Origin of the sequence: Wolbachia endosymbiont (group A) of Ophion costatus, from assembly GCF_963969245.1 — a bacterium.
GTDB classification, from domain to species: domain Bacteria; phylum Pseudomonadota; class Alphaproteobacteria; order Rickettsiales; family Anaplasmataceae; genus Wolbachia; species Wolbachia pipientis.
Genome location: NZ_OZ017714.1, coordinates 1,189,326 through 1,215,246, shown reverse-complemented (window position 1 = coordinate 1,215,246; position 25,921 = coordinate 1,189,326). Strand labels below are relative to the sequence as shown.

Below are 25,921 nucleotides of genomic sequence, written 5' to 3'. Positions count from 1 at the left end.
TACCATTAACAATTATAAACTTTTGTTGTTACATTATTTTTCTTAATTGCCTTACCTTCCGAATAAGCTATAAATAAGGTTGATGGTATTAATATCAAAGTACCATATAAAGCACTTTTATCAGGTAATTCATTAAATATAACGTATGTTACTATTGCAGAAATTATTAGCTCTATGTATCTATAAGGTGCAAGTGCAGTAGCATCAGTAAGAGTAAAAGCTTTTAACATAAAGAGCAAAATTAGATTTGAATTAATTCCCAAAATCAGCAGTAATACTAATTCCAACAAGGAAGGCATATGCCAATAAAATAACAAAGGTGGAGTAGAAAAAATAGTTGTCGTTAGAGCTGAATAAAATAACATACTTATTACTGACTCTTTTATTACAAGTTTCTTATTAAGTATATCTAATATAGCAAAGATCAATGCAGATACAATAAAAATAAGAATTTTAGGATTAAAATCTTCACTATGAGCTTTGGTAGTAATAGCAATACCAACAAAGCCAATAACAGTTACTATCCATCTTTGCCAAATTATATTTTCGTTTAGCAAAGGGATTGCAAGAAGTATAACAAATAATGGTATAGAAAAACTTATAATCGTTGCAGTTACTATGGGGAAAACAGTCAACCCGTAAGTCCATAAGGTCATTCCACAAAACAACAATCCACCCCTGGTTATTTGAGTAGATATTTGACTTGTTTTAAAAGTTTCTATTCCATAGTAAAACATAAAAGGTACAAGGGTAATAGTGGTAAACAGAAAGCGGAAAAAAATTATTTCAAAACTCTGAAGATGTAAACTTAGATATTTTGATATAGTATCATTAGCTACACTACTAAGTAAGCTAAGTATAAACCAGATAACCCCAAACAAATAAGCTCTCAATCTGTAATCCATAAAGCTTCTGATTTAATAGATACGATGTACTCATATAATTTTACTACAAAACTAATAATATAAAAGTTTTCTGATGTACGTCCCCAGAATGTGATCGTAAGGGTTCATTATAAATAATTCGGGAAATTTCGTCTCTTTAGACATATTAAGAGCTATGTAACGAACGTTTATATTTGTGAGTAATAGTAAGGCTCAAGGTAAGGAAAATGCTAGTGAGGTAAAGTAGAATAACGTTAATTTGATAATTTAAGCTCATTCCCTCTTGCTACATCTCTCTTTAATATCTCCTCTTTTGCAGCAGGTCTATAATTACTGCTTAAATTTAGGTGCACACTAATTTTTCGATTTATATATTATTCTAATGCTTGTATAATACCTTCATTGAATATTTGATTTTGAGGTAATTAGATGCCAAAAAGTAAAACTAAACGTGGAACGGAAGATTTGAAGGGTAATGCAGGCCCAAGCAAAAGATCTCGTCTCAGTTCTGATCCTAAAAAAAATAAAGAGATTATCCCTAGCAAAGTAATAAGTAAGCTGAAGGATGTTGTTAAAGGTGATAGAACTTCAGCTATTGAGGAATGGGTCAAGGCTCACCCTGTAACAGTAGAGGGTCTAACCGTTGAGCAATCGGACCTCTTATGTAATGCGTTTCGTGATGAATCTTGTTGGTCAGGTGCGACACTAGATGTTGCTAAATTGGTAGGAGAATTAGCTAAATCAGGTGTGTTGAATCCATTTGCTATATATAAAATAGCATGTATTGAGTGTGTAGAGAGTGAAATTAAGCAATTATTTGACAAGGCGTTAGAGTCTTTTAGATCTGACTTATCTCATAAAGGTGCATGTGAGGAAGATAGGAATTTAGCTTGCAGTGATAAGCTTGCAAGAGTTGAATTGTTAAGTTCCATGGGAAGACGTGATCCTGTTTTCAATTTCTGGATTGATCAAGAATCAGGTAACCTTAGAGAAAATATAGAAGCAGAAGATGGATTTAATAAGGCTGTAGATTTCAAGTGGAGTAAGGGAGTGGAACACTTCTATAATCGTCTGTGTTCTGAAGAAAAATTAGTGAAAGAAGAGAGAGAAAAATTGCTAGTTTCTGCTATTGCAAAATTATCTCCATTGCAATCTAGCTATAAACTTGCTTCTACCTTAAGTTCCCTTCTAGGTAAAGTCATAAGCGCAAAAGTAGATCATAAGTCACTACTTGGGCTACCGAATAAGAAAGATAGGGGTGTGATCTATCGTCCTCTTAGTTACTTAGTAGAGCACGGTTTTCTTTGCACAACTAAGTATGTTATCCAGTACTTGAGCGAGGGATGTTCAAGATCTGAAGTAGAGAAAATGCTTTCACCTAGAGGATATGCACATCTTCTCTCATCGCTTTCATTTGTTGTAGTTTCTAAAGATTATGACTTGGATAACAGGAATGAAGCAAGGTCAGCTATTAGCAGTCTTTGGGAATCTAGTGTATTTAACCAAAATAAAATAAATGTTGTCGATCCTTTTAAAGATAGGATTGCTTTTGTTGCAATGGAAAATGCAATTTCAAATTTGATTGTAGATCAGGAGAACAGCAAGGATACTCAAAGTGCTGGCGATGGTGAAAAAGTTGATTTGGTCTTGAGTATTTTAAAGTTTGCTAAAGATTGTTGTTCAGACAAAAGCTTTAAATCATTAAAAGAGAGGATAGCAAATAGTTTAGATAAAACAAGGAATTCTAAGATGATAGATGCAACTAGCTCCTGCAATTTAATAGAAGAGTTGTGTAAGTCAGCGAGAAATTTGAATTTATTCTCTGCTAGCACTGAAGGTCCTCAATCTACGTTAGTGGGTACTAATGTTAGTATTTCGCCTGCTGCAGTTGTTAACAAATAGGAGTATTTATGCATGGTAATAATGAAGATCGTGAATTAGTTAGGGCTTTATTAAGTGGAGGTTGTGATGAGTTTAGTAGACAATTTGTAGGTTTTTTAAACAACTGTCCATCTTTTTTGCATTCGGCTAATAAGCCTGGCTTTTTTCCTACATTCTTTTTTGGTATGTTTTCTACTGCACATGATGCAGGTATATTAGTTGAAGATGAAAGAGTCTATTTTCGTTTTGACAATTATGGAAATCTAAAAGTTGCTGTTCTCACTAATAAAGAAAATAGAAGAATAGTCAGGTGTTATACTGTTGCTGATAATGAGAACAGCCCTGGGTCAAGGTTTAGTGCAGAAGAGAAGCAGCAGGTAGAAGAGAATCTTCCACAAGAATTACAGGAAGATAAGGATCTGGATTGGGAAGAGTATAAAATATTTCGGTTTGGAGAAGAATGTAGGTTTATTCATGAAATAGATAGATTTCCTCAACGTGATGAACCTGGAGCTCCAATTTTTCATGAAATTAACCCAATCAGAGAACAAGGTGAATTGTTAGACCTGATGAGTGAGTTGGCAAATGATGATACAGGAGAAGTGCGTACTAATGTTAAAAGAATTTTGGAATATGTTATTGATATCCATGATGAACATGAAGATAGCTTAGTGTTTCGTGCAGAGTCTGATTACCACGGTTTTCTGTGTGGGTTTTTAGTAAATTTTAGATACCGAGCTGTGGCTGATTTCTACCCAGAGCTACTTATAGGAAAAGGTTATGCAGATGTTGTTTTGCTTGTTCGTGGTGTTGATCAGACAAATGATTCGGTTCCAATTATAATTGAGTTGAAGGTTGGTGATGAGGAAGGATTAGAGCAAGCTAAAGATTATGCTAAAAGTTGTTCTGTTTCGTCTTTGCCTATTCATACCTCATCACCAAGTGCTGTTTGTGTAGCGTTAAATTTTCAATTACGTGGAGGTGCTGGTCTCCGAACTTCTGTGCAGGCCTTTTCAGAAGGTGGTCTTTCCTCAATACCGGGTTTACTATATCCTCATGGAAATGGAGTTAGGGGAAATGTAAAACGTTTTTTACAACCCATAGCATCAGAGTTCACTCAATCGCCTCATTGTAACACTTTTTCCTGTACGTCATCGTTTGTTTTTGGAAATGTTTTATCTACAAGGAGGGACTTAGAAACAAATGATGGGCGGGAGGTAAGGGTTACCAAGTATCTATTTAACCACTCTCAGGGAGAGAAAATGAAACGTACAGGTGGTAGGGGAGATGCAGCAGATATTGTAAGCCATGCGTTAACTTTAGCTCTATTTTTATCAAATATTGGTTTTGTTGTGCTTCACATTTTTCGTCGTTTAAAGTGGCAGACTTTACCAGACAAAGCATTGAACCTGTCGTTACTGCCTCAAGCCACAGATGATGCTAAGGTGCGTCAAGTACTTTGTGAAGTAGATGTCCAGGGTCATCTGGAAGTGGCTTCTGCAAAGAAATTCGAATCACTACGTGCTTACTCACGTTCTCATAGTGAAGGTTATTTCGAGGGAAGGTTTTCAGAACAAATGGGTAATGTTAGGAATTTACATCAACTTGCAGATCAGTTGATGAGTGCTGAGCCTAATTTTGGTAATGATGGTAATGTTAATGGTGAGTACAGGGCTAGGTATGAAGTTTTATTTAATGAGATTTCTCGTCTGTTGTCTCCGTTATTAAATGGAAACCGTCTACTCGTGAACAATGAAGCTAAATTTCAGGCTTTGTTGCGTGGGATATTTCAAAGTTGCGATAATCCTGCCAAGGTAATTATTGAGTTCCAGCTACAGAGAGGAAGGAAAATAGACCTAGTATTATCAAAATCTGCGGAAAATGATGATACTCATCCAATTGGAATAGAGTTGAAGTATGCTAACACCGCAGAACAAGTTGAACGAAAAAGGGTGGAGGCAAATCGACAGTTAAGTGAATACGAATTTTGTGGAGGATGCAAGCGTATTACTGGGGGAGATGCGATGGTTTTGTTATACGCTATATTAAATGCTGTAGGACAAGAGCAGGATCTGATATTGATTGGTGGGCTTCGTAGAGCATCTGGGTTTTCTAGATGACTTGTAACTAATAAAAGTACCAAAGATAAGGTTGTTTATGGGTAAAATTATGCATTAAGCTAGAGTACGTTTGAGTAAGGTTGGAGAAAAAGCAAGGTCTTTGAGCAAGAAAATTTGATTTATGTTTTCTTAAGTTAAAGTTAACCTGATGAAGTTTGTATAATTTATTGTTGGAGTTTTTTTGTTCTATTTTTACTGTAAGTTCAATCTGCTCTATCTTTGGTCTTTTTTTCTTAGTTTTGCGGCAAGTCTAATATTTTTACTACTTAATGGAATAACTTGCAGAAAGTGGAGATATAATGCTAAGGCAGAGGAGCTCAGACAGTTATCTTAAACAATAAAGAAATACTAAAGGCAAAAGATACGCTTGCGTAGTTCGAAAGCTTTCTATAGGATAAGCCTCACCTGATTTACAAATAGAATTGTTATGTTAGATGTTTGCTATTTATTCTTAAGCTCATTTTAACAGCATTTTGCTTTTTTTAGTATGTAGGGGTTTTCTAGGAATTATCCTACTGAATTCTATGATATTATTTTTTGTAACATTGTTATACATTATAATGCACCCATTTGTCTAGACCATTTTTTTCAAAGTGATCCGATTTTTAAAATGAATATGTTGATAAATACGTCGACACATATTTAAAGTATTTATGAATATATTCATTTACTGTTTATGATAATAGAGATCAGCAGGAACTTTATAATGTAGAGTCTGATGTCGCCTTCTATAGTTATACCAAGCAACAAAATCGTTTATTATAAGATTCAAATCTCTGATACTATTTGGTCTATAATAATATATAGCTTCTTGCTTTAAAGTTCTCCATAAGCGCTCAACAAATATATTGTCGAAGCAACGTCCTTTATGGTCCATACTGATTTTAATATTAGCACGCTCTAATTCCATAATAAAGTTGTAGCTAGTAAACTGCACCCCTTGATCACTATTAAAAATCTCAGGTTTACCTTGTTTTAGAGCTTCTTTGAGAGTATAAAGGCAAAATCCAGCATCGAGATATGGTGATAATGAATGAGCAATAATATAGCGACTATACAAGTCCATTATTGCCACAAAATAGACAAACTTACCTTCTACCATAATATATGTTATATCAGTAGCCCATACCTGATTAACTCTACAAATAATCAAATCTTTGACTCAACCACTATCGGCTGAGAGCCGAAAGGTTCGATATAGCGCTGGAAGCGCGGTGAGAAGCTAAAGCTACTCCAATCTTATACTAGATATAGAATGAGGCTGATGTGCATCTGTATGTTTATTGATGTACTCATTAATGACTTCATCTGTGATATGTCCGCTGGTAGCACTAAAGTATCCTCTTCCCCAAAAACGCTTTCCCCAGTACATTTTATTTAGCTCTGGAAATTCTTGTTGAATTTTGCGTGAAGACCTGCCTTTGGCTCTTTGAACAAAATCACTCACAGCTATATGAGGAGGTATTACTACGAATAAATGTAAATGATCTGATGATATTACTCCGTTTTCTATCTTAATCCCCATTTCTTCAGATACTTCTGCTATGATTGTTCGTATTCTCTCCTTCATAGCCTTAGTTAATACTCTGTACCGATATTTTGTAATCCAGACTATATGGTACCTATGATAAAATACAGTGTGTTTTCCTTTGTCATATTCCGTCATAACTATACTTTATAAAGTACAGTTATGACATTGACAAACTAAAGTTTCTCCACCTAGAAGGTGGAGGCTTGTACCATCTTATGGAAAGTAAATAAGGATATATTTTATGCTTTTTTTCTTTAATACTTGTATTACATCTTTTTCTACAATACAGCCCACTAATCTTCATTTTTTTCATAATTCTTAAGATTTTTTTGTGATTGACTACTACTCCACTCGCTATGATCTCAGCAGTAATTTTACGATATCCATAACGGCAATCAGAAGCCAAATATACTTCTTGAATCAAATTTCACTTTCGTTATTAATTATAGGCCTATAATATAGGCTAGATCTGCAAATCCCCAGTAAATCAGCCTGTTTCCTAATTGACAGATCAGAATCTTTTTCTATAAATCTTACTCTATCTTTTTTGCTTATTTCAGTAATTTTTTTTTCAAATAACTATTTTCCACTGTCAATTCTCCTATTACTTTATGTAAACTTTCTATTTCTTGCGCTAAGATTCTTTGTTTTCTCGCACTTTCACTTTCTTCAACAAATAGGTCTTTTAACCTTGCCAATACTCTATCACGCCAATCATATAGATTTGTTGATGGTATTTTATATTCACTACATATCTCAGCTGTGCTTCTTTGATTTTTTATTGCTTCCAAAGCTATCTTTGCTTTTAACTCTGGTTCATATTTTTTTGTTGCCATACTTTTACCCCTTTACTTTCCTACTCGGATCAACCATTTTTTTTTGGTCTAGTTTATGGGGTGCATTATATTCTATGAGAAATTCTACAGATGGTAAATGGCCTTCCTTGGCAGCATAGTAGACTGATCTGTAGTTTTAGAATTATTAATATTAGAATTATTAATAAATGATTCTTGTTGTTGCTTTTCTATTAGAAGCTTTACAATTCCTAGATATCCTTTATTGGTAGCATAATGCAAAGGAGTCCAATTGTTTTTACCTTTTGTACCAACTTCTACTCCCTTATTAAGAGAAAATTTTACAATATCGATATTTCAAAAATCAGCTGCAATATGAATAGGCTTGTTTTCGTCATTAGTTTTAGCGTTAAAACTTACACCTTTATTATTTACTAAAAATTTTGTTACTTCTAAGCTATCAAACTTAGCTGGATGGTGCACAGCCACCTTGACCAAAAAATCATCCCCCTATCGCGTTCTTATCATTATGCCTTATACGCTGTATTACACCTTCAGATATAGTCATTGCTAACCTCCAACATCCTTGCTAATAAACCCTCGCTAAAACTGCCGAAAAGACTTTATAAGTTAATATTCTAAATCTCAATATTTTATGGTGCAGGTTTTTATTTTTAAAACATTATACTTTGTGTAGGGTATAACTACACGCATCAAAGTGAAAGAAAAGCAAAATGATGAAGAAAATGAAAGTTTAAGTTTTCTTCAACGACTCAAGGAGAGAATTTATGCTTTAAAGCCTGTATTAGCAAGAGCCTTAATCACTAAATGAACAATGTCACGCAGAGTTTCATCCTCAATTTTTCTATATTCCCTCACTAGCCTTGATATTTCTTCGCTGCCTACATCGCTATGGAAGGCCTTATCATGTAAGTCTTCAGAGGCTTTGGTAAAAAAATACGACATATCAACCGATAGTACTTCTGCTAATTTATATAACCTATCAACTACAAGCCTAATCTCTCCGCTTTCATATCCTTGTACATGCTGAAATGAAATTTCAAGCTTTTTTCCTAAGTCTCTTTGACTAAAACCACACATTAGCCTTCTTTTCCTTATTCTTTCCCCTATTTGTTTATCGATAGGATGTTGTATAGTCATTTTACGTATCAGGTAATATTAACTATGTATTATCACTTTGAGAAAAAGATTTTACCAATATATAAACTGCACTACGTAACCTTTTGCTCTTAATTTCGTTATATCCTTTGACTAACTTTAGTATTTCTTCATCATAAGCTTCATGTGAGTCAGTGTGCATATCAGTAAAAAAGTTAGCAACATCTATCGATAGTGCTTTTGCTAAATCATATAATCTACTGGCCAAAACACAATTTGAACCATTTTCGTACTTTTGTATCTGTCTATACGAAACACCTATTCTCTTTCCCAATTCGGTCTGTGTCAAAGCACGATCTAACCTAAGTTGTTTTATTTTTTTACCTAATTGCACTTTTCACCTCTTATTCAAATTTACAACAAATTTTATGAAGTGGAAAAAAAGCTAGCAAAGTAATTGCTTTAATAATTTCTGCCTCTCGCTAATTAAATCGTTTGGCCTTACGTATTTTTTCTCAATTTCCCTCATCTCTTTTTCTCGTTCTGCAATGCTATTTCGTATTACTTCAGCCGAGTATCTGCTTTTGCCACTTGCAAACTCTGATCTTAATCTTCTAACCTTGTATTCGAGCTCAGCAAATCTTTCGTGTTGCTCAAGAAGTTCTATCATATGACTAATTTCAGAGTTTAGCTTTTTTTCCTCAACATCTCTTACAATAAAAGAAAGTAGAAGCTTATCTATTTGGTAATCAATATTTGGTTGAGCAGCAAATAGATCAATTATGGCTTTTACGTCAGTAGGATTTGTAACTAGTAAGTTAAAATTACTACATAAAAAACTATAGAACTTTATCGTCTTCTCAAGATAATTTTTCATATCTTGTGATAATTGCAATTCTTTGTGAATTCCTGACAGCAATATTTTCAATTCTTCCAAGTATTTCGTGTCAAAATTACTTACTTCTGTAGGTGAAAGGATCATTAGCAGCTTTTTTACAAGCTCAACATCATTTAACTTTACTGCATTATAAAGAGCTTTTTCTTTATCTTCTTTTAAATCATAAAGCTCTGATGAGTTATCTATGCTGAATAGATATTCAGTATTTCCTTGAGGAGAGTAGATTAAAATGTCCACTTCTCTCAGCGGGTGATCATCATTAAACTTTTCTAGTAACTGCTTATCGGTAGTTTCCTCTATTGCTACAACTGCTTTGCTTACCTCTTTCAACTTTGCAATATCATCTCTTGAGTTTTCAAGTATATCTTTAGCCTTGTCTAGCAGCTGCTCATATAGAACTATTTTTTCTTCATCATCAAGTAGCTGACAATGCTTTTTCAGCTTTTCAGTAGAGTAAGATAGGATATCCATTTTTTTCAATTTTACGATTACGATACCCCATTTTTGTTGAAACTGAAATAATTTTTATAGGATGTGTTTTTCTAGTGTAGATGCCCGCAAAACTTGTTATTATAATATACAGTAAATCAATAAGTCGTATAATATTAACAATTAAATAATATTTATCACGATATGATCGAATAGTAATGAAATTAAGTGAGGGTTACAATGAAAAAAATAAATGGTAAAAAATTGTCTAGTAAAATGTTAAAAGCGGTAGAGCGAATAGCAAAAGAAGGGTTATTACCTAATTTTATAAAAGCTGCTCCAACAGCAAATAAAAAGATTAGTAAATTACCTGTCTTAACATATCCTGAGGAGCTCAATCCATTTCGATCAGCTTTATGCAAGATAAGGCTAAGTGAATATGAAAATGTGAAATTAAATGAATTCTTGGAAAAAGCTATTGCAGCTGAAAATCTAGACAAATTAAGTAAAATCGTCGATGAAGCTTTGGATTTAGGAATAAGAGTAAACGCTCGCAACGAAGATGGCTTTAGCTTCACTAACGTTACAATGTTTAAGATGTATCGTGATGAATTCAAAGAAAATAAACAAGAAGATATAATCAGAAAGTTAGCCTTACATGGAGCAGATTTTAATGTACAAGTTGATAAGAAAATAGCTGAAATGTATCAAAAAGTGCAAAAAGAAATTGAGCCACAAATATATAGTAGGCTCAAGAAACTTAGGGAAGTTGGAGAAGACGCTACTATAGAAGGAACTGTTGAAGATGTAGAAATCGATAATAAGACCTTCTATATTGAATTTTCACATAGCTGCATAGTTGATGTTGCCAAAGTTGTAGAAGGTGCAAAAAATTTGGGCTTAAGTAAAGGAGACTTAAACCTTGGCGGTAGTATCATAAAAATAGGTGATGGTGAAGTTGAGGTCAAAACTGGGAAAGACGGTAAAAGAAATTACGTAGATATATCCGATAACAGCGCTTTTACAGTAACACTTTGCACTAGCCTAGGAGAGCTAAATTTAATGGTATATCATGACACAGAAGACTATCATCAAGTACAAGTTGAGGTAGAAGATGAAGAAATGTGGAACGAGTTGCAAGAAATAGGAGAAATCGTAGGAAAGGGTTGTTTATTTGGTGGAATGTCTGTTAAAGAAGTAGTGGAAAAAGGCAGCTTTACTAGATGTGGAAGGTGGGGCGACCAAAATTCTAAAAGTAGTGAGACCTTTTCTTGGGTGAGCAAATTAAAAGATACCAAAACGACATCTGTAGGACGTTCTTGATTGGTGGCTATGTTTTTACATAGCCATAATTATTGCAAAGTAAAGTAGTTCTTGAAATTTAATCAAAATTACCATAAAAAATTTACCTTAACTGTATCCGTTCAGCGGAGTGGCAGAATAAGGTAGACAAGGTGATCTAAGAAGATAATCATAGAGCAAAAGTGAAGTAATATGGTAAACCTTTTAGAACTTTGCAAAAATTTACAGCAAAAAATAGAAAGGTTAGAAGCAAAAATAGAAAGATTGGAAAAAGAGAATGAAAGTTTAAAAGCAGAAAATAAGGCTTTAAAGATAGAAAATGCTGAGTTAAGAGAAAGACTCGGTTTAAGCTCAAAAAATTCATCAATACCAAGTTCCAAAGAGTTGTATAAAATAAAAAAGAATAAGCCGAAAAGCGAAAGGAATATTGGCGGTCAGGTTGGTCATAAAGGAAGTTTTCGCGCCAACATGGATGCAGATAAAGTAGTAAAGATAGAGTTGCCTAATACTTGCGAATGCGGAGGAGAAATTGCAATATGTGAAAAACCATATATTCATCAGAAAGTTGATCTTCCAGAAATCAAGCCTTATGTAGTGGAATATCAGTTAGAACATGGCCGTTGTCGGAGATGCGGAAAGAGAAGAAGTAGCAAGTTACCGGAAGGTGTTACGCCAGATACATTTGGTCCAAGGGTTAAGTCAATAATTGCAGCGTTCAGCGGATTCTACAAAAATTCAAAACGCGAAATAGCGAGTGTCGTAAATGATATCTTCAATTTGAACATAAGCGTCGGTAGCATATCAAATAGTGAACATAGAGTTGCTTCAAAATGCAAAAAAATGTATGAGCAGATCGAACAAGAGATAAGTAGGAGTAAAGTTCTACATATTGATGAAACGAGCCATTATAACAAAGGTAAACTCGCTTGGTGTTGGATGTTTGCAAGCAATACGGCAAGTTTTGTAAAATTTACAGAGTCAAGAGGAATGAAAGTTTTACAAAATAGTAAATTCTGCAATCGCAATAGCTTGGTAATAACTGACAGGTATGCAGCATACAATTATTTTGCCGATAAAAACAGGCAAATCTGTTGGGCACATTTATCAAGAGATTTTGAAAGGTTAGCACATAGTTGAAGTTAAAGTTCTGGGTTGTTACTTGAGAAACGTGGCCACTGAATTATTTGCACTAAAAAAAGCTTTACTAAAAAGTGAGATAGATGTTTTGAGGTTTGTCAGACGTGCCAGAAAATTAAGAAAACGTACAAAGTATTACTTGAAGGAGATATCTCGTTTACCTGAAGCAATTGGAGCCTCTCGAGTTGCAAAAAATGTTCTGAGATCTGAAAGAATGATGTGGAAATTTTTAGATGACCCAGAAAATATTCCGCTGACAAATAACCACGCTGAACGGCAAATTCGGCATTATGTCGTTTATCGCAAAAACTCATATTTTACACAATCAAAGCGGGGAAATACATTCCTTGAGCGGATAATTTCATTATACTTAACTTGGAAACAAAGGGGTCTCAATCCTTTCCAAAATCTCCTATCTATTGTTTCTTAAACCACTCTCCTGAACGGATACCCTTAACTAGCATTGCTTGTAGAAGTGGATTGAAGATATATTCAGGCAATATTATTTATTGGCAAGCGCTTTTATCACTGAATGCACAATATCACGCAACGTTTCATCCTTAATTTTCCTGTATTCCCTCACTAGCCTTGATATTTCTTCACTACCCACATCGCTACAAAAGGCCTTATCGTGTAAGTCTTCAGAAGCTTTGGTAAAAAAATATGACATATCAACGGACAAAGCTTCTGCCAAATTATACAATCTATCAATTACAAGCCTTACCTCTCCAGTTTCATATCCTTGTATATGCTGAAATGAAATTCCGAGCTTTTTTCCTAAGTCTCTTTGGCTAAAACCGCATATTAACCTTCTCTTCCTTATTCTTTCACCTATTTGTTTATCAATAGGATGTTGTTCATCTTGTACAATCATTTATTAATATATTAACTGAGGTATTGAAGCAATACTAACTCTCATTGTAACTTTGAGAAAAAGATTTTACCAATATATAAACTACGCTACGTAACCTTTTGCTTTTAATTTCATTATATCCTTTGACTAATTTTAGTATTTCTTCATCATAAGTTTCATGTGAGTCGACATGCACATCAGTAAAAAAATCAGCCACATTAATCGATAGTGCTTTTGCTAAGTCGTATAGCCTACTGGCCAAAATTTGGTTTGAACTATTTTCGTACCTTTGTATTTGTCTATACGAAACGCCTATTTTCTTTCCCAACTCAGTTTGTGTTAAACCACAGTATAATCTAAGTTCTTTTATTTTTTTGCCTAATTCCACCTTTCATTACTAATTTTAGCTGCTCAAGCTTATATTGAATTTTTTAATTTATGAAGTAGAAAAAAAGAAGGAAAGTTGGAGAACTTTCCTTCCGGTCTACAGATTACAATAAACCACTATCATAAAAACTAAAGTGGCTCTTCTGTGTTACGATTATGTGATCTATTAATTTCATTCCTACATTTTCGCAGGTTGCAGCTAATGTAAGTGTGTTATCCTCATCCTCCTTTGATGGTTCTGTATCTCCACTTGGATGATTATGTGAAATTGCAATAGATGATGCATCGATCAGTAATCCCTGTTTGATTATTTCTCTCACATATAGAGGTACTCTGTCTATAGTTCCACAGTCTTGAATATACTCGTATATCAAATGACCACTTCGATCTAAGTATATTACTCGCAAGCTTTCCTTTCGTGACTGCCCTATTGCTGTTTTAAAGTATTTTAGTAGCTCTTCTCTGTTATCAAGAATCGACAGCTTTTTTAACTTACCTTTCAGTATCCTATCGAAAATCTCCTTCAGACAAAAGATACTTGCTATTGCTCCATCATTCATTCCTGTAACATTTTTTAGCTCATGAAAGTCAGCGTTAATTACCCTTCCTAAACTACTAAAGAGCTCTATTAGCTTTTTGGCCACTTCTCTTCCTTCTTCACATTCAGATAGAGTACGTTCCAGTAGCTCATGGTCAAGTAAAGACCTGCCTCTACTTGATAAAATGCGAGTTTCCAATTTTTCTTTTCTCTCACTATTATTCATAAAAACCTCCAAGGTCAACATTATATACAAATTCAACGCCAGCTTTCTGACGCAGTAGTTCTCGAGGAATAACCCTTTTGAACTCTAAATTTGCAATGTTGTCCTTGTTGCTTTAAAAGCTGGAATACCATTTGCCATATGAATTTGTGCATTGACATTTACTGTGCTAATTCCCTGAAGCGCAACGGTATTTATATTTGCAATCATAATATATTATATAAAATTGTTAATACAATATATTAAAGAAGCGATGAAGTAAAGGCTACAGCAATTAAAGATGGCTTAACTTAGCAAAAAAGTGTAGTATTCTATCACTTTGCTGATTACAAATGTTTATAAGGATAATCACTTTTTTCTTACTATATTCAAGTACGGCTTTTTGTAGTGATTGTAATTTTAATTTACCATACTGTGGGCTCAGTTGTAATCTAGATCTATCATATAGAAATTTAAGTAATATAAAAAAATTATTGAATAACGACGATAAGTTTGTTGCGCTTACGTTTGATGATGGACCGTCTAACAATAGAGTAAACGATATTATTAATGTTCTGGAAAGCTATGAAGCAAAAGCAACATTTTTTGTGCTTGGTGAACGTATAAATGAAAAAACGTCTGAAATAGTAAAGAAAATTCATGAATCAGGTCATGAGTTAGGCAATCACTCTTGGTCGCATAGGAAGTTGACATCACTTTCAAGTGAGGAACAATTGCAAGAATTGGAAAAGACAAATACAGCAATTAAAAATGCAATAAAACAAGATGTAAAATGGTTTCGTCCGCCATATGGATGTTATGACGATAATCTGATTGAAAATACTGATCAATTAAATATGTATTCAATATTATGGACAGTTGATTCGCTAGATTGGCAAGGTGATAAGCCAGAAACTTTAGTTGAAAGAGTTTTAAGTAATGTACATAATGGAGCAGTTATACTGTTTCATGATCACAATAACAGGTCAAACACAATTGAAGCTTTACCTCATATTATTAAAATACTAAAAAAATCAGGTTATAAGTTTGTGACCTTAAGTGAGTGGGAAAAAAGGGTTTGTAATACGGTAAAAGCCAGAAGTGTAACAATAAAAGAGGGGAAAAAAGTGTGTTTTGAAGGAATGTTATGTGGACAAAAAACAAAGTCTTTAACCGCAGAGCATTCATATTAGGTGGTATTCAGCTTACCATTTCTGCGGTTTTTAGTTGCAGGTTATATAATTTACAAATACGAAACAGACAAAAGTACGAAGCACTATCTAATAGTAATAGAATAAGAGTTGCTACTATTATGCCTAAGCGGGGCAAAATTTTAGATAGGAATAGCATTGAACTTGCGGTAAACAAAATTTCGTATGTTGTTTTGTTTGATGGTTCTGGTAAGGAAGTTGATTTGCAGACATTATCAGAAGTCGAGTCTAAAATAGCAAAATCGTCAGAAAAAATAACTGCTCTTTATAAACGTTATTACCCGTTTGGTTCAATGTGTTCTCATGTAATCGGATATACAAAAAGACAGCAAGGCATAAGCGAAGTAGGAATCAGCGGTATTGAATATACATATGATCATATATTGAAAGGCAAGTCAGGAAAATCTGAGCAGGAAATAAATTCTAAAAAACGCGTCATAAAAGAATTATCAAGCATACCACAACAAGACGGACAAGATGTACAACTGACAATTGATATTAATCTGCAAGAGAAAACCGCAGAGGTATTTAAAGATCACCAAGGCTCCGCAGTGGTAATTGATGTAAATAATGGAGAAATTTTAGCATTATATAATTCACCTTCTTACGATAATAATCTTTTTGCTAGCAGGCTATCAAATGAGACTTGGGAGAGCTTGAATGCTCCTTCATTGCCGCTCGTGAATCGTGCGTTATCATATCAAATTCCACCTGGTTCAATATTTAAAGTAATAGTTGCGCTTGCGGGTTTAAAAGACGGGATAATAACACCAGAAGAGAAATTCTCGTGCAAGGGCTATATGAAAATAGGTGAGCGGAAATTTCGTTGTCTGAAAAGCAAAGTCCATGGGTATGTATCTTTAAATGAGGCAATGGCATTATCATGCAACACTTACTTTTATAATATAGGGAAAAAAATAAGTGTAGACTCTCTAGTAGAAATGGCCAGAAAATTTGGTATTGGAAGTGGGCCACTGATTGGAACGTTTAAAGAAGAAGCTCCAGGGTTGTTGCCAGATAGAGATTGGCGTACACGAAAGCTATATTCGCAGTGGTATTTAGGTGACACTATCAACTTAGTTATAGGACAAGGGTATATGCTTACAACACCACTACAGCTTGCAGTTCTTGCAGCGAGGATTGCAACAGGAAAAGAGGTAATTCCCCGCATTAAGATGAATGAAACGATACAAGATTTTCCCGATATTGATGTGGATTGTGAGCATCTTAGCATAGTTCGAAAAGCTATGTTTGATGTGGTGAATTCTAAAACTGGAACCTATAAGAAAGGGCTAAGCGGTATACAAATTGCCGGTAAAACCGGTACACCAGAGATAAACTCTAAGGGCGAAAGTCATAAGTTATTTATCGCCTATGGCCCTTACCATAACCCGCGCTATGCAATCTCTGTGTTTATAGAACACGGCAAAGCCCCACGCCAAGATGTTGCTATAGCTAATGAAATATTTCAGTATATGCTTGAAACTATGAGTATTAAACTTCTTGCATAACCATATAACAAACTTTTATTGGGAATAGAAACGAAAAAACTTACTTGACACCCTTCGCCAGCGCCCTTATCATGATAGTGAAGCTATTGTATTTGCTTTCGCCAATCTGCAGATTAAAAGGTAAGGATTACTTAATGTATCGGCGTCTTATGTTCAATTTTTTGCAGTATATAGATACTGTATGTCTTTACAAAACTTCATCTACATCTAGATTTTTATCTAAATAAGCTGAACGCGCTTATAAAGCGTTACAAGACATCAAAAAATGCCAATACTTGACAGAGATAGTAAAAGACTAGCTAACTCGGGGATTCTTTGTCTTTTTTTCTGCTTAGTAAACTTCTTAAACATTTGCAGCGTAAGTTAGTTGCAATTAAAAGCAGCTTAATCTTGCTTGTCAAGCGTTTAAAACATAAAAAACGCCAATATTTTAAAGCGGATAATAACCCCAGGGCTTCTTTTGCCTTTTTTTTCATTTAGTAAATTTCTTAATATTTATAGCTAAACAACAACCGTCATCCCTAAGTATCCCGCTGCTTGTTAGCGGGATCTCTTGTTAGCGCCGCGGTGGTATGACGTAGGATTGTTGTCATTCCGCTACTTGTTAGCGGCTGAGATACCGCGAATGAATCGCGGTATGACGGTGTAGATGATGGTTAAGTAATTCGTCATCCCGCTGCTTGTTAGCGGGATCTATGTTAAGGTATAGTAGGGGATCTATGTTAAGAGATACCGCGAATGAATCGCGGTATGACGGTGTAATGATGGTTAAGTAATTCGTCATCCCGCTGCTTGTTAGCGGGATCTAGAGATACCGCGACGTCTCACCTATAGCCTTCAGTGCTCCTTTTTTTGTCATCCCAGCGTCACGCGTTGGTTTCAACATTATATCATGAACTTTCTAAAATTCATTGAGTTATGCTTTCAAACGGTAGTGCCGGGGTGTGAGTATAACGATTATCAGTATATAAAAGTCATAGCAGACAGGCTGGAAGCAGCGAGCGCTGGTGAAGTGAAACGAATAATATTCAATATGCCTCCGCGTTCAATGAAATCCCTGTGCGCTAGTGTTGCGTGGCCCGCATGGATACTGGGAAACCAACCAACTGCGAGAATAATAGTTGCAAGTTATTCTCAGCGGCTCAGCGAAAAGCACTCGCTCGACACCAGGTGCGTGATGCAGTCTAGTTGGTATAGAGCGCTATTTCCAGAGATAGAACTATCCAAAGACCAGAATACCAAATATAAATTTCAAACAGTGCAGAGAGGATACAGAATCGCAACATCAGTTGGTGGAACACTAACTGGTGAAGGTGGTGATTTTATCATTGTGGACGATCCGCTCAGTTCTGCTCAAGCTTTGAGTGAAACGCTTAGAAAGCGTGCCACAAACTGGTTTGATCAGACTTTAGTAACCAGGCTGAACGATAGAAAAAAAGGAGTCATCGTTCTTGTAATGCACAGGCTACACCAGGAGGACTTAACTGGACACCTTCTCTCCAAGCCAAAAAACATATGGCATCATATTTGTTTGCCAATGATTTCTGAAAATAAGCAGGTTATTTATTCAATCAAAAAGCCAATACCTCCCGTTCCTATCATCCGAGTAGCTCAGCACTGTGCGACCAGGCGATTATATAATAAACCAGCGTCACCTGTAAGGATATTATATTCAAGAGAAGAAGGTCAGTTGTTATATCCCCTCGATGGAGGAAAAGAAGAAGTTGAGATAATAAAAGCTGAACTTGGGAGTTACGCTTTTGCTGCTCAATATCAACAAAACCCTCTGCCGCTTTCAAGTGGTATAATTAAACCAGAGTGGTTGAAACGCTATAAAAAATTTCCTGATAATCTCTCGCATATAACACAAAGTTGGGATACTGCGGTTTCAACAAGTAACATGAGCAACTTTAGTGTCTGCACCACCTGGGCAAAAATAGATAATAAATTCTATTTACTCGACGTATATCGCGCAAAGCTTGAGTATCCAAAGCTTAAAGAACAGGTTTTGTCACTAGCTGCAAGATGGACGCCACACGCAATTTTAATCGAAGCAAAAACAAGTGGTCAACAATTGGTGCAAGAGCTAAAGACAAACAGTGATTTACCGATTATTGAAATAGTGCCACATGATGACAAGCTCACTCGATTTCATCAAATTGTTCCGATTATAGAGTCTGGCAAGGTTTTTCTGCCACATCAAGCAGTATGGCTGAACGATTTTGAGTATGAGATTTTAATGTTTCCTGAAACTCGACACGATGATCAAGTAGATAGTACCGTGCAATATCTCCAGTGGGTGAGAAACAGTACCTCCAGGGTTGCAGCTATACGAGCATTGTGATTTGAGTCTACCAGTACTGGGATGACAGCTAGGAGACAACCGTCATCCCGCTGCTTGTTAGCGGGATCTAGAGATACCGCGAATGAATCGCGGTATGACGGTTCGTGGTGGTATGACAGTTCGTGGCGGTATGACGGTTCGCGGCAGCATGACGATAAGCTCGTCATCCCGCTACGTGTTAGCGGGATCTATGCTAAAAGATACCACGGCGGTATGACGTAGAACTGCTGCTTGTTAGCTGATGAGATACCGCGAATGAATCGCGGTATGACGGTTCGCGGCGGCATGACAATAAGCTCGTCATTCCGCTACTCGTTAGCGGAATCTATGCTGAGAGGTTGTCCGGAAACAAGTAAAAGGCTATAATATCCGAAATTTTAGTACGGGGTAAAGATGAGAAAAAAGTATCCAACAGATCTAAGCGAAAGGGAATGGGCAAGAATAGAAAAACACTTCAGAGTATCATACAAGAAAGGAGGAAGGCCGCCAAAGTATAGCAAAAGAGAAATATTAGAAGCAATTTTCTATGTATTGCGTACAGGGTGTCAATGGCGGTATTTACCAAATGATTTTCCGCTATGGAAGACTGTGTATGAGCAGTTCAGGCAATGGAAGAAGCAGGGAATTTTTGAGAAAATGAATTATGAAATTACAAAATATAGTAGAAGAAAAATAGGAAGGAATGAGCAGCCGAGTGCCTGTATAGTAGATAGTCAATCTGTAAAGACTACAGAAAAGGGGGGATCAAAGGCTATGATGGAAGTAAAAAAGTAAAGGGTAGAAAAAGGCATATAATTACAGACACTCAGGGTTTTATACTAGGTTGTTACGTAGGCGCTGCTAACGAAAATGATAGAGATGGTATTAAAATAGCATTAAACAATATGAGAACAAAATATACTAAAGTTAAAAAAATGTGGGCTGACATGGGATACCAAGGAAGAAATTTAAAGAATCACATAAAGGAAGAATATGACATAGATATTGAAATTGTTACAAGGCCTCCATGTAGATTTTGGGTGCACAAAGATACGCCACCTGAGCTACTACCAACAAGAGAACAAGGGTTTAAAGTACAGCCAAGAAGATGGGTTGTAGAAAGGACTTTTGCTTGGGTTAATAGGAATAGAAGGCTATCGAAGGAGTATGATTTACTCACAACATCCACTGAGAATTTCATATACCTAGCTATGAGTAGGGTTATGTTAAAGAGGGAATATGCTTGAATTTACTAGTTTCCGGACAACCTCTGAGATATCGCGGCGGTATGACGTAGGGAAACCTTTCTTGGGTTAGCTATATCAATAGCATTGCTTTAAAAAGAGTGCCCATATTTTCAGTCAACCTTAAGAATGCACTAAAGATCCTATTCTTTTGTTCATCACTTGCGCTTTTCATTAAAGCCTGGGTTCTTTCTTTTATGCCAAAAAGATATAAAAATTCCCTTTGAGTTAAAATCTCACAATCTACATGCTTTAATGAATCTCTTAACGCTTGAAAGTTCACAAGTGCGGTAATATCACTATTACCAACATTCTCAAGAAAATTAGCATACTTATGTTGTTTTATCGATTGCAAAGTGCTCTTATATGCGGGGTATACATAACCGTAATCTACAATCAAAGCAGCTCCTTTATTATTATATATCTTCTTCTCAAGTTTTTTTAATATTTCAACCCCAACTGAACATATTTCCACCACTGCACCATTAAAAAATTTTCCATTTGTCATCTGAGTAGCTGACACTGGAATCCATGATTCTTTTTTTCTGGATTCCAGTGTCACGCACTGGCATGACACCAAGAGACTGCCATCATCTTGTTTTGTCACCATATTTTCATACCACCCCTCATCATGATATACAAACTGATCTATCGGAAGAGCGTCAAAGAACTCATTTGCTAAAAAAATGGTTGGTTGTTCTGGTAGGTTGTCAATATTTTTGTGCCAATTAACATCTAAGCTTTTTAATTTTTCCTTTTGTATCTTCCGTAAAGTAGGGCTTATTTCAACTAAGTGGATCAACATCGAATTAAAAAAGCTGCTGTATTTTTTAGTGACTCTTATTATATCGTGAATGAGTGTTCCTTTGCCTGGCCCAAGTTCAACTAGAGAAAATTTTGATGGCTTTCCTAATTTTTCCCATGTATGCATTATCCAAACTGCAATTACTTCACCAAATAATTGGCTGATCTCAGGTGCGGTAGTAAAATCACCATCCTTACCAAGCGGTAATTTACTTGTATAATAGCCGTATTTTTCATGGTACAAAACGGCATTCATGAAATCACTGATGGATATTGATCCTTGACTTTTGTCAATTAATTCGTGTATATAAGTGAGCATGTTATTAATAAATGTTTAACTATAGCGTGCCATAATATAAAATAGTAGAGTATTTATATATATAGTATACACTTAAGTTTGTGAGTAATAGTGCTTCAGTTATGGACGACAAAAACACCGATTATGTTGCCCTTATAGCTCAAGATGATAGTATTGAATACAAATTTGAAGAAGCTGTCAATTTTATAGAAAACAAGGTTATAAATGCTGATGGGCTAACTTTAGCGGAAGTGTTTCAAGTGCTAGTTCAAATGCTAGATGGTGATCTAGCATTGGTAAAAAAAGTACTAGCATATGCTAATATTATGGCAAAGCATGGAATGAAGGTAGCAAAAGAGTCGCAATTAAGCAGAGCTGATGTTCGCCGAGCTTTGGAAGGTAGAGAAAGTGTTGTCAATAGACAAGATTTTATAAAGAAACCACCTCTTCCACCTGCTATAAAATCGACCAAAAAGAAAAGTAGAGGTCTTTAGATGGCTGAATCTATAAAAAAATTTACTGTACAATGTGACTTCAAAGGACAAAGTTCACCTTTTGCAATATACATAGGAAATCCAAAAAGTGATGCTCATCCAATTCATCATCAAGATTCCTGGCTTGTAAAAGAACGTGGAGGGAATATTCCTAATAAAGTAAAAGAAAGTCTACAAAAATTATATAAACTATCTCAAGAAAATGGAGTCTCTTTCTCAGAGTTATGCGCGTATGCCATTACTGTGGTTAGTAATAATGATAAAAAAAGTGACGACAAGGAGTAAGATAGTTTAATCCCTCAATATTTCATTTATAGAGATTTTCGATCTCGTCTTTTCATCCACTTTTTTTACTATGACTGCACAATAGGTTGAAATATTATTTTTAGATGGAATAGACCCTGGTACCACTACAGAATAAGGTGGCACTTCGCCGTAAAATACCTTGCTAGTTTCTCTATCAATAATCTTTGTTGATGCCCCAATAAACACGCCTATGCCAAGGACTGATCCTTCTCTCACTACCACACCCTCGGCCACTTCGCTACGTGCTCCAATAAAGCAATTATCTTCTATAATGACAGGTGAAGCTTGAATAGGCTCAAGAACTCCACCTATTCCCACTCCACCGGAAATATGACAGTTTTTTCCTATTTGCGCACAGCTACCAATCGTTGACCAGGTATCTATCATTGTTCCTGAATCAACATATGCACCAACGTTGATAAAACTTGGCATTAGAACAACATTTGTACCTATATAAGCAGATCGGCGAACAAAACACCCAGGAACTGCTCTAATTTTTAACCGGCGAAATTTCTCCTCATTCCATTCACTAAACTTGTTACCGATCTTATCAAACCAGCAATTAGTATTATCTATTATTTTATTTTCTTCGGTGAGAAAATGTAATAATATTGCCTGCTTTATCCACTTATGTACTACCCATTCTCCACTTGATAGCTTTTCTGCTACTCTAATTTTGCCACTATCAAGGAGCTCAATTACCTCTTTAATTGCTATTCTTGCTGTTTTCTTTAGATTACAGTCATTAAATTTTTCTCTATTTTTCCAAATATTTTCTATCTCACTCTGTGTTTTTTTTAGTTGCAAACCTTCCATTTGTTATATATATATTGATATTAAATTTGTAGCTCTGTATCATTTGAGCTTGTTACTACTTTATATGTAAGTGCTATGAAAATACAATGTAATAGTTGTACTAAAACTTACTTAGTATCCCCCGAGCAAATTGGTGCATCTGGAAGAAAGGTAAAGTGTACGCACTGCAATCACATATGGCATGAATATCTAGAAGAAGTGTCAAACAAACAGCACTCTGCTAATATACAGGAAAAAAAAGTTAGTGGAAGGAATTTTTTACAAAATCTAGCATTTACCACTCTAGCTTTTGCAACAGCTACAGGGTTATGCATTGTAATTGCTAATGGCATCTTTCCTAGAGAGATGAACAAAGCATACAAAACGATCAGTTTATACAAGGATTCAATAAGCTATAAATTAGGGTACAAAAAAGAACAAACAGAAAGTCCAAATGTAAAAAAACTTGCTGTAAATAAGTTTTATCAAGACTACCTTTTTTTATCTAATTTAAGATCTAGTTAAATAGGCATACCGATATCGGTATCCAGCTTCTCTAGCTACTTAGATGGTGTTTAGGGTGACAGAGTTTAAAAATAAGTTATTTTTTAGTAAAAAAGGCAGCTCATGAGTATTAAAATTGCACCTTCTATACTTTCAGCAGACTTTGCAAAATTAGGAGAAGAAGTAAGAAAAATTAGCGATTTAGGTGTAGATTACATACACATAGACGTTATGGATGGGAATTTCGTTCCAAATATTACAATTGGTTCTAGCGTTGTCTCTGCAATACGTAAATACAGCAATCTTCCTTTTGATGTGCATTTAATGGTCAAATCTCCTGGTAACCACATTGAAAGCTTTATAAATGCTGGTGCTGATATTATTACTGTACATGCAGAAGCAGAGATACACCTTGAGAGGTTGATAAGAAAGATAAAGTCATACAAAAATGTAAACGACGCAAAAAAACCGATTCAAGCTGGAGTCTCAATTGTTCCTTCAACTTCCCCAAGTGTGCTTGAATATATAATACATGAGCTAGATATTGTGCTGATTATGACAGTCAACCCTGGCTTTGGAGGGCAGGAATTTATTCATTCACAGTTGAACAAGATATCTACTATAAAAAAAATGATACAAGAGCGTAACCTTAAAACACAAATTTCAGTAGATGGTGGAATTAACTCTTTTAACGCAGCTGATATAATAAAAGCAGGTGCAGATATTTTAGTTGCGGGATCGGCGATATTCAAGGCTGAAGATATTAAGAAGGCCGTAAATGATCTTAAAAATCCATCGTTGTGACCCTATATAGCTAAAGTGGCTTAGGTTTACCTACAATTTGAAAAACAACAAATTCGTCATTCCGCTACTCGTTAGCGGAATCTATGCTGAGATACCGTGGCGGTATGACGTAGAAAAACCTTTCTTGGGTTGTATCCGTTCAGCTAAGCGGTGTGAGAGATGATAGATAAGAGGTTTTGGAAAGGATTGAGACCCCTTTGTTTCCATGTCAAGTATAATGAAATTATCCGTTCAAGGAATGCATTTCCCCGCTTCGATTGGGTAAAATATGAATTTTTGCGATAAACGACATAATGCCGTATCTGCTGTTCAGCATGGTTGTTTGTCAGCGGAATGTTTTCTGGGTCATCTAAAAAATTCCACATTATTCTTTCAGATTTCAAAATATTTTTTGCAACTCGAGAAGCTCCAATTGCTTCAGGTAAACGGCTTCAAGTAATACCTTGTACGTTTTCGCAATTTTCTGGCACGTCTGGTAAATCTAAAAACATCTATCTCATTTTTTAGCAAGGCCTTTTTTAGTGCAAATAATTCAGTGGCTACGTTTCTTAAGTAACAGCCCAGAACTTTAACTTCAACTATGTGCTAATCTTTCAAAATCTCTTGATAAATGTGCCCAACAGATTTGCCTGTTCTTATCGGCAAAGTAGTTGTATGCTGCGTACCTGTCGTAAGCTATTGCGATTGCAGAACTTACTATTTTGTAAAACCTTCATTCCTCTTGACTCTGTCAATTTTATAAAACTTGCTGTATTACTGGCAAACATCCAGCACCAACCAAGTTTACCTTTGTTATAATGGCTCGTTTCATCGATATGCAGAACTTCACTTTTACTTACTTCTTGCTCGATTTGCTCATATGCTTCTTGGCATTTTTCTGCAACTCTAGCCTCGCTATTTGACACGCTACCAACACTGATGTCCAGGTTGAAAATATTTTTTATAATATTTGCTACTTCTCTTTTCGAGTTCTTGTAAAATCCGCTCAGCGCCGCGATTGTTGACTTAACTTTTGGACCAAATGTATCCGCAGTAACACCTTCTAGTAGCCTGCTACTTTTTCTTTTTCCACACTTGCAACAGCGGCCATTCTGTAATTGGTATTCCACAACATAAGGCTTAATTTCTGGCAAATCAACTTTTTGATGAATGTATGGCTCTTTCGATATCGCAATTTCTCCTCCGCACTCGCAAGAACTCTATTTTCACCACTTCATCTGCTTCCATTTTAGGGCGATACTTTCCTTCATGCCCAATCTGTGCCCCTATTTTCCTGTCACTTTTTTTCTTTTTCTTCTTTAGCTTGTATAACTCTTTTGAGCTCGGTATCGATGAATTTTGTGAATTCAGACCTAGTCTTTCTTTCAATTCAGCATTTTCGATTCTTAGCGCCTTATTCTCAGATCTAAAATTTTCGTTTTCTATCTCTAACCTCTTTATCTCTGCTTTTAGTTGCTCTATCTCTATTTTAAAGCTTTCACAGAGCTTGAGAAGACTAGCTAGTAGATCAGACATATTTACCACACATACTACTTGTGATACTATGTTTTTA

The 25,921-nt window shown here is 35.4% G+C and carries 24 protein-coding genes and 4 pseudogenes; 12 read left to right on the top strand and 16 right to left on the bottom strand.

Annotation, left to right across the window (positions count from 1 at the left end):
* Positions 1-5 precede the first annotated feature (5 nt).
* Positions 6-905, bottom strand: a complete 900-nt coding sequence (locus AACH21_RS06075; protein WP_338482448.1) for a DMT family transporter — start codon at positions 903-905, stop codon at positions 6-8.
* 408 nt (positions 906-1,313) lie between these two features.
* Between AACH21_RS06075 and AACH21_RS06070 the strand changes: the two genes are divergently transcribed.
* Positions 1,314-2,786, top strand: a complete 1,473-nt coding sequence (locus tag AACH21_RS06070) for a hypothetical protein (RefSeq protein ID WP_338482447.1) — start codon at positions 1,314-1,316, stop codon at positions 2,784-2,786.
* An 8-nt stretch (positions 2,787-2,794) separates the two neighbouring features.
* Positions 2,795-4,885 (top strand): hypothetical protein, encoded by a 2,091-nt coding sequence (locus AACH21_RS06065; protein WP_338482446.1) that lies wholly within the window; start codon positions 2,795-2,797, stop codon positions 4,883-4,885.
* 667 nt (positions 4,886-5,552) lie between these two features.
* Here AACH21_RS06065 and AACH21_RS06060 read toward each other — a convergent pair.
* The 8 genes and pseudogenes from AACH21_RS06060 to AACH21_RS06030 form a co-directional block, all read right to left on the bottom strand.
* Positions 5,553-6,047, bottom strand: a pseudogene (locus AACH21_RS06060) (IS3-like element ISWpi17 family transposase); the annotation flags it as partial.
* 66 nt (positions 6,048-6,113) lie between these two features.
* Positions 6,114-6,551, bottom strand: a complete 438-nt coding sequence (gene tnpA / locus AACH21_RS06055) for an IS200/IS605 family transposase (protein WP_265024376.1) — start codon at positions 6,549-6,551, stop codon at positions 6,114-6,116.
* A gap of 85 nt (positions 6,552-6,636) precedes the next feature.
* Positions 6,637-7,252, bottom strand: a pseudogene (locus AACH21_RS06050) (IS3 family transposase); the annotation flags it as partial.
* Positions 7,253-7,336: 84 nt separating this feature from the next.
* Entirely contained in the window at positions 7,337-7,558 is a 222-nt protein-coding gene (locus AACH21_RS07170; protein WP_353278965.1) for an ankyrin repeat domain-containing protein, read from the bottom strand.
* Positions 7,559-7,567: 9 nt separating this feature from the next.
* Complete coding sequence (locus tag AACH21_RS06045; RefSeq protein WP_007551899.1) at positions 7,568-7,699, bottom strand: ankyrin repeat domain-containing protein; 132 nt, start codon at positions 7,697-7,699, stop codon at positions 7,568-7,570.
* Positions 7,700-7,996: 297 nt separating this feature from the next.
* Positions 7,997-8,371 (bottom strand): helix-turn-helix domain-containing protein, encoded by a 375-nt coding sequence (locus AACH21_RS06040; RefSeq protein ID WP_007549999.1) that lies wholly within the window; start codon positions 8,369-8,371, stop codon positions 7,997-7,999.
* Positions 8,372-8,393: 22 nt separating this feature from the next.
* Positions 8,394-8,723 carry a helix-turn-helix domain-containing protein gene (locus tag AACH21_RS06035; protein ID WP_007549995.1) on the bottom strand — a complete coding sequence of 110 codons (330 nt, stop codon included), beginning with the start codon at positions 8,721-8,723 and terminating at the stop codon, positions 8,394-8,396.
* A 51-nt stretch (positions 8,724-8,774) separates the two neighbouring features.
* Positions 8,775-9,698: a hypothetical protein gene (locus AACH21_RS06030; RefSeq protein ID WP_012673225.1), complete on the bottom strand. Its 924-nt coding sequence runs from the start codon at positions 9,696-9,698 to the stop codon at positions 8,775-8,777.
* 198 nt (positions 9,699-9,896) lie between these two features.
* On the opposite strand from AACH21_RS06030, the gene AACH21_RS06025 reads away from it, so the two are divergent.
* Positions 9,897-10,979 (top strand): hypothetical protein, encoded by a 1,083-nt coding sequence (locus AACH21_RS06025; protein ID WP_012673224.1) that lies wholly within the window; start codon positions 9,897-9,899, stop codon positions 10,977-10,979.
* A gap of 171 nt (positions 10,980-11,150) precedes the next feature.
* Positions 11,151-12,525, top strand: a pseudogene (locus AACH21_RS06020) (IS66-like element ISWen3 family transposase).
* 72 nt (positions 12,526-12,597) lie between these two features.
* Here AACH21_RS06020 and AACH21_RS06015 read toward each other — a convergent pair.
* The 4 genes from AACH21_RS06015 to AACH21_RS06000 form a co-directional block, all read right to left on the bottom strand.
* The gene (locus AACH21_RS06015; protein WP_041582616.1) at positions 12,598-12,969 is read right to left on the bottom strand and encodes a helix-turn-helix domain-containing protein; all 372 of its coding nucleotides are present in this window, start codon (positions 12,967-12,969) and stop codon (positions 12,598-12,600) included.
* Positions 12,970-13,003: 34 nt separating this feature from the next.
* Positions 13,004-13,336, bottom strand: a complete 333-nt coding sequence (locus tag AACH21_RS06010; RefSeq protein ID WP_041582615.1) for a helix-turn-helix domain-containing protein — start codon at positions 13,334-13,336, stop codon at positions 13,004-13,006.
* Between the two features lie 103 nt (positions 13,337-13,439).
* Positions 13,440-14,099 carry a RadC family protein gene (locus AACH21_RS06005; protein ID WP_012673223.1) on the bottom strand — a complete coding sequence of 220 codons (660 nt, stop codon included), beginning with the start codon at positions 14,097-14,099 and terminating at the stop codon, positions 13,440-13,442.
* A gap of 84 nt (positions 14,100-14,183) precedes the next feature.
* On the bottom strand, positions 14,184-14,306 hold the full coding sequence (locus AACH21_RS06000; RefSeq protein WP_255317433.1) for a hypothetical protein: 123 nt from the start codon (positions 14,304-14,306) through the stop codon (positions 14,184-14,186).
* Between the two features lie 122 nt (positions 14,307-14,428).
* Here AACH21_RS06000 and AACH21_RS05995 point away from each other — a divergent pair, with 122 nt between their 5' ends.
* The 4 genes from AACH21_RS05995 to AACH21_RS05980 all read left to right on the top strand — a co-directional run bounded on the left by AACH21_RS05995 (position 14,429) and on the right by AACH21_RS05980 (position 20,367).
* Positions 14,429-15,268 (top strand): polysaccharide deacetylase family protein, encoded by an 840-nt coding sequence (locus AACH21_RS05995; RefSeq protein ID WP_010962787.1) that lies wholly within the window; start codon positions 14,429-14,431, stop codon positions 15,266-15,268.
* On the top strand, positions 15,223-16,797 hold the full coding sequence (locus tag AACH21_RS05990) for a penicillin-binding transpeptidase domain-containing protein (protein WP_006280388.1): 1,575 nt from the start codon (positions 15,223-15,225) through the stop codon (positions 16,795-16,797). Before AACH21_RS05995 ends, AACH21_RS05990 begins: the two co-directional genes overlap by 46 nt.
* A gap of 892 nt (positions 16,798-17,689) precedes the next feature.
* A complete protein-coding gene (gene terL / locus AACH21_RS05985) occupies positions 17,690-19,141 on the top strand; it encodes a phage terminase large subunit (RefSeq protein ID WP_077188287.1) in 1,452 nt (483 codons plus the stop codon).
* 393 nt (positions 19,142-19,534) lie between these two features.
* Positions 19,535-20,367 (top strand): IS5-like element ISWpi1 family transposase gene (locus AACH21_RS05980; protein ID WP_236514306.1). Its coding sequence is split into 2 segments (ribosomal slippage): positions 19,535-19,904 and positions 19,904-20,367, totalling 834 coding nucleotides; the frame shifts between segments, so codons are not numbered across the junction.
* Positions 20,368-20,437: 70 nt separating this feature from the next.
* Here the strand turns inward: AACH21_RS05980 and AACH21_RS05975 are convergent.
* A complete protein-coding gene (locus AACH21_RS05975) occupies positions 20,438-21,487 on the bottom strand; it encodes a class I SAM-dependent methyltransferase (protein WP_338482445.1) in 1,050 nt (349 codons plus the stop codon).
* A gap of 101 nt (positions 21,488-21,588) precedes the next feature.
* Between AACH21_RS05975 and AACH21_RS05970 the strand changes: the two genes are divergently transcribed.
* Together AACH21_RS05970 and AACH21_RS05965 are read left to right on the top strand one after the other, a co-directional pair.
* Positions 21,589-21,960, top strand: coding sequence for a hypothetical protein (locus AACH21_RS05970; protein WP_077188297.1), 372 nt, complete (start codon positions 21,589-21,591; stop codon positions 21,958-21,960).
* Complete coding sequence (locus AACH21_RS05965) at positions 21,961-22,245, top strand: DUF2610 domain-containing protein (protein ID WP_010962783.1); 285 nt, start codon at positions 21,961-21,963, stop codon at positions 22,243-22,245.
* Between the two features lie 6 nt (positions 22,246-22,251).
* On the opposite strand, the gene dapD is transcribed toward AACH21_RS05965, so the two are convergent.
* Positions 22,252-23,082, bottom strand: a complete 831-nt coding sequence (gene dapD / locus AACH21_RS05960; protein ID WP_077188288.1) for a 2,3,4,5-tetrahydropyridine-2,6-dicarboxylate N-succinyltransferase — start codon at positions 23,080-23,082, stop codon at positions 22,252-22,254.
* A gap of 75 nt (positions 23,083-23,157) precedes the next feature.
* Between dapD and AACH21_RS05955 the strand changes: the two genes are divergently transcribed.
* Both AACH21_RS05955 and rpe read left to right on the top strand, forming a co-directional pair.
* Positions 23,158-23,586 (top strand): zinc-ribbon domain-containing protein, encoded by a 429-nt coding sequence (locus tag AACH21_RS05955; RefSeq protein ID WP_236515113.1) that lies wholly within the window; start codon positions 23,158-23,160, stop codon positions 23,584-23,586.
* Positions 23,587-23,688: 102 nt separating this feature from the next.
* On the top strand, positions 23,689-24,369 hold the full coding sequence (gene rpe / locus AACH21_RS05950) for a ribulose-phosphate 3-epimerase (RefSeq protein WP_077188290.1): 681 nt from the start codon (positions 23,689-23,691) through the stop codon (positions 24,367-24,369).
* 143 nt (positions 24,370-24,512) lie between these two features.
* Here the strand turns inward: rpe and tnpC are convergent.
* Positions 24,513-25,884, bottom strand: a pseudogene (gene tnpC / locus AACH21_RS05945) (IS66 family transposase).
* Between the last annotated feature and the right edge of the window lie 37 nt (positions 25,885-25,921).

Excerpts from the sequence above, each read along its gene's own strand:
- AACH21_RS06075 (WP_338482448.1), bottom strand. The coding sequence starts at position 905 with ATGGATTACAGATTGAGAGCTTATTTGTTTGGGGTTATCTGGTTTATA.
- AACH21_RS06070 (WP_338482447.1), top strand. The coding sequence starts at position 1,314 with ATGCCAAAAAGTAAAACTAAACGTGGAACGGAAGATTTGAAGGGTAAT.
- AACH21_RS06065 (WP_338482446.1), top strand. The coding sequence starts at position 2,795 with ATGCATGGTAATAATGAAGATCGTGAATTAGTTAGGGCTTTATTAAGT.
- tnpA (WP_265024376.1), bottom strand. The coding sequence starts at position 6,551 with ATGACGGAATATGACAAAGGAAAACACACTGTATTTTATCATAGGTAC.
- AACH21_RS06040 (WP_007549999.1), bottom strand. The coding sequence starts at position 8,371 with ATGACTATACAACATCCTATCGATAAACAAATAGGGGAAAGAATAAGG.
- AACH21_RS06030 (WP_012673225.1), bottom strand. The coding sequence starts at position 9,698 with ATGGATATCCTATCTTACTCTACTGAAAAGCTGAAAAAGCATTGTCAG.
- AACH21_RS06025 (WP_012673224.1), top strand. The coding sequence starts at position 9,897 with ATGAAAAAAATAAATGGTAAAAAATTGTCTAGTAAAATGTTAAAAGCG.
- AACH21_RS06015 (WP_041582616.1), bottom strand. The coding sequence starts at position 12,969 with ATGATTGTACAAGATGAACAACATCCTATTGATAAACAAATAGGTGAA.
- AACH21_RS06005 (WP_012673223.1), bottom strand. The coding sequence starts at position 14,099 with ATGAATAATAGTGAGAGAAAAGAAAAATTGGAAACTCGCATTTTATCA.
- AACH21_RS06000 (WP_255317433.1), bottom strand. The coding sequence starts at position 14,306 with ATGATTGCAAATATAAATACCGTTGCGCTTCAGGGAATTAGCACAGTA.
- AACH21_RS05995 (WP_010962787.1), top strand. The coding sequence starts at position 14,429 with ATGTTTATAAGGATAATCACTTTTTTCTTACTATATTCAAGTACGGCT.
- AACH21_RS05990 (WP_006280388.1), top strand. The coding sequence starts at position 15,223 with ATGTGGACAAAAAACAAAGTCTTTAACCGCAGAGCATTCATATTAGGT.
- terL (WP_077188287.1), top strand. The coding sequence starts at position 17,690 with ATGAACTTTCTAAAATTCATTGAGTTATGCTTTCAAACGGTAGTGCCG.
- AACH21_RS05975 (WP_338482445.1), bottom strand. The coding sequence starts at position 21,487 with ATGCTCACTTATATACACGAATTAATTGACAAAAGTCAAGGATCAATA.
- AACH21_RS05970 (WP_077188297.1), top strand. The coding sequence starts at position 21,589 with ATGGACGACAAAAACACCGATTATGTTGCCCTTATAGCTCAAGATGAT.
- AACH21_RS05965 (WP_010962783.1), top strand. The coding sequence starts at position 21,961 with ATGGCTGAATCTATAAAAAAATTTACTGTACAATGTGACTTCAAAGGA.
- dapD (WP_077188288.1), bottom strand. The coding sequence starts at position 23,082 with ATGGAAGGTTTGCAACTAAAAAAAACACAGAGTGAGATAGAAAATATT.
- AACH21_RS05955 (WP_236515113.1), top strand. The coding sequence starts at position 23,158 with ATGAAAATACAATGTAATAGTTGTACTAAAACTTACTTAGTATCCCCC.
- rpe (WP_077188290.1), top strand. The coding sequence starts at position 23,689 with ATGAGTATTAAAATTGCACCTTCTATACTTTCAGCAGACTTTGCAAAA.